This window comes from Mesorhizobium sp. Arg314 (assembly GCF_053714275.1).
The window spans coordinates 1-3,045 of sequence record NZ_JBSKBP010000132.1 but is presented as its reverse complement, the minus strand read 5'-3'; the positions used below and the strand labels follow the sequence as shown (position 1 = coordinate 3,045).

Annotated in this window: 4 protein-coding genes; 1 reads left to right on the top strand and 3 read right to left on the bottom strand. The window is 62.2% G+C overall.

All coding sequences use genetic code 11. The features are described from left to right. Positions 1–357: 357 nt before the first annotated feature. Both ACWGS9_RS34400 and ACWGS9_RS34395 read right to left on the bottom strand, forming a co-directional pair. Positions 358–720: a hypothetical protein gene (locus ACWGS9_RS34400; RefSeq protein WP_454509380.1), complete on the bottom strand. Its 363-nt coding sequence runs from the start codon at positions 718–720 to the stop codon at positions 358–360. 74 nt (positions 721–794) lie between these two features. After that, positions 795–1,886, bottom strand: a complete 1,092-nt coding sequence (locus ACWGS9_RS34395) for a tyrosine-type recombinase/integrase (protein ID WP_454509379.1) — start codon at positions 1,884–1,886, stop codon at positions 795–797. A 226-nt stretch (positions 1,887–2,112) separates the two neighbouring features. Between ACWGS9_RS34395 and ACWGS9_RS34390 the strand changes: the two genes are divergently transcribed. Continuing rightward, complete coding sequence (locus tag ACWGS9_RS34390) at positions 2,113–2,394, top strand: hypothetical protein (RefSeq protein WP_454509378.1); 282 nt, start codon at positions 2,113–2,115, stop codon at positions 2,392–2,394. A 355-nt stretch (positions 2,395–2,749) separates the two neighbouring features. On the opposite strand, the gene ACWGS9_RS34385 is transcribed toward ACWGS9_RS34390, so the two are convergent. Further along, positions 2,750–3,045 (bottom strand): type II toxin-antitoxin system VapC family toxin (locus ACWGS9_RS34385; RefSeq protein WP_454509377.1); only part of this gene is annotated, 296 nt, incomplete at its 5' end.

The following is a 3,045-nucleotide window of genomic DNA, read 5'->3' as shown; positions in this document are numbered from 1 at the left end:
CGGCGAGATCAATCACTATCGATAAGGGCTCATTATCGATAGTGATAAGCCAAGCGAAAGCAACGGTGTCGCTTTTCCTTGCCGATTTCAATTGAAACGCCAAGGCAAAAGAATGAAAAGCCAAAGCGCGTTGCGTCGAAACGGATTCATGCGACGCGCTTTAGGTCTTTGTTTTGATGCATGTCGTTCTGCCAAAACCGAGGTCACTTCTGGGCGATAGGCATTAAAGTGAAAATCCCGCCCGTCGCGACCGCGCCATCCCGGCTCTGGGCGGGGCAGGGGGGCTTTGATCGCCGACGCCTCGGTGAGGTTGGTCCGGAACCGATCGCGCCGACGATCGGCAGTCTGCAAACCGCGCTATTTCTTGATGGCCAGCGATTGCTTGAGCAGGACGATCTCCTTCAAAGCGATGGTGTGCAATTGCTCAAGCCGCTTTAGCTCGCCTTCCAAGGAGGAATTTCGCCTGTCGAGCCGGGCGCGGTCTTCATCAAGAAGCTCAATTTTGAGTAACGCGTTATGCAAATTATGGCGCTGCTCCTCGAAGAAAGCGCGTTCGACGATAACCTGTGTCTTTGAATCGAACGTACCGTCGATGATACGCTGCACACGCGGTGCCCTGCCGGCCGCAGCCAACCGCGCACGATAGGCGCGCTGTCGGTCCGCCGGCGTTGGTGCGTCGGGCTGACGCGGCCGGCCACGTGGGCGTTTCGGCGTATCCATGCCTCCAATTAGCATAACGCGTTACGAAAATAAAGCCGCCCTTGCTGCGTCCCGTCACGGCCCTTGGCGGGATGTCAGAGCCCCGACGCCTTGGTCAGGTTGGTGCGGAACCGATCCCGTCGCCGCTGATATTTGCGGGTCATCTCGGCCGAGGCATGGCCGAGCTGCTTCTGGACGTAACGCTCCTCGATGTCGGCCGACGACGCAAGGCCGGCGCGCAGCGAATGCCCGGAAAACAGCAACTCACGGTCTCCTTCCGCAAGATCGGAGCGGACGCCGGCGGCGAGCGCGGTCTGCTTGACCAGGCGGGCGACGTGCTTGTCGGAGAGCCGCTCGACGTCGACGGTTTTATTGTCGCGAAAAATGCGCCGGAAGAGGGGGCCTCGCGCGATGCGGCCGAGGCGGATCCAGGTCTCGAGCGCGACGACGGGGCAGGACAGGTCGCTGGAGCCGCGGCCGACCTCGACCTCGCGCCAGCCGGTTTTTCCGCGCAATGTGACCAGCACGCCCTTGTCGGCAAAAATCTCGATCCAGCCGGCGCCGTCACCGTGGTCGTCGCGCACGACGTCGAGACCAACGATCTCCGAGCGTCGTAAGCCGCCGGCGAAGCCGAGCAGCAGGATCGCCCGGTCGCGCAGACCTCTCAGATCATGGCCAAGCGTGGCGATCATCGCCAAAAGATCGTCGCCGAGCACCGCCTCCTTTTGTCGGGGCGGCTTGGCGTGTTTTCTGCGAATGCCGGCGAGCACCGTCGCAATGTGTCGATCGGAGCGGTCCATCGGCACGCCGCGCTGGGTAAAATTCCAGGCCAGACCGGAGAGGCGCCGCTCGATTGTCGCGACGGAGAGCGAGGCGATGCCGCGCTTAGGCTCGCCGGCCGCGCAAGCGCCAATATAGAGACCGATGACCTGGCTGGAAGGCGGCGTGGGCTCGAAGCCTTCCCGACGGCACCAGGAGGTAAAATGCCGCCAGTCCTTGGCGTAGGCGTTGCGGGTGTTTTCGGAGCTGGCGGCCTTGGCGTAGTCCGTCGCGGTCTCGACGAGGGCTTCGAGACGCGCCGGCGTGCCTGAAGCTTGACCCATTTCCATGACCAGATCGAGGATGTCGGGCAAGTCGCCTGCGGCCTCGTCCTCGACCTTGGGCGAGGTTTCACGGGGATTTTCCATTGTCGCTCGCGTTCTATCAATGGAGGGCAAATCTTTGATCCGGCGCGAATCATATTCGGGGCTCATGGCCGGATTCTAGTTGAGTCAGCGAATTTTTGGTAACATTGGCAGCCTACCGGGGATGTTGGGCGCGGCGACGCACAGGACCAACTGCGGATCGCGATCGGCGACGGCCTTCGTCAGGTTTTCGTGGCTGTTCGGATTTTCGGTGTGGAAGGACAGGGAAATGACAGCAGAAAAAACCGCTGGGCGGCTGACCCATGCCAGCCGCATTGCGCCCGACGAACGGGCGCCGGCCCTCGCAGATTGGGTGCGTCAGGCGATGCGCTTCATCGATCTCTGTGATGCTGACTCAGCAGGTTACGATGAACTCCATGAGGATGCCAGGCAGCTAACCGTCGCCGGCTATGCGCTCTTCGGAGCAGACGTCATCTCCGATGGGAACTGGTGCCTCGCCGACCTTGAGGGCCGTCAGCTTGCCGGTCTTTCCACACTGAAATCGGAATAGCCGTATATTTTGGGGATGCCGGCGAGCACTCTCGCGAGATGCCGATCCTTGCGGTCGTGGCAACGGAATTCGGCTGCCGGTCGGCCGTCCCTGCGCCGGCGAGGCGCAGGCGCTGATGGTAGAGCCCGACAGCCTGCGGATCCGGGGGAGGGGGAGAGAGGATCTGCCGCTGGCGCAGGGCGGAAAAAATGCTTCCAATCGGCGGCGTAGGCCTCGCGGGTGCTGGCGGAACTGGCGGCCTCGACGTCAGTGCGGGGCACAATTGGTAAGGGCCTGCAGCTGCGCGGGCAAGGCCGGGCGAGCGGCGGCGGGAATAGGAGAGGAGATTCCTCGTCGAGATCGGGATCGCTGGTCATCACGCCGCCTCGATATCGGTTTGGGAAAAGTCGTTGCCGATAAAGAGCAGCGCTTCGTCGGCGCGTTTTGCCAGGGCGTAGGAGAAACAATCAGCAAAATTCAAGCCGGCAGGATGGCGGGCTTTGCCGTAGGCCAGCCAGGCCTGCGTCGCCAGGTCGACCAGGTCCGCATCGACCGGAATGATGTCGGCCTCGATCTTCGAAAGCCACAGATCGACCTCGGCCAAGGCGTGTTCGCCCTTGCGGCTGACCAGCACCATGCGCGCTTCCAGGACACACGTTGCAGGGACAAGGC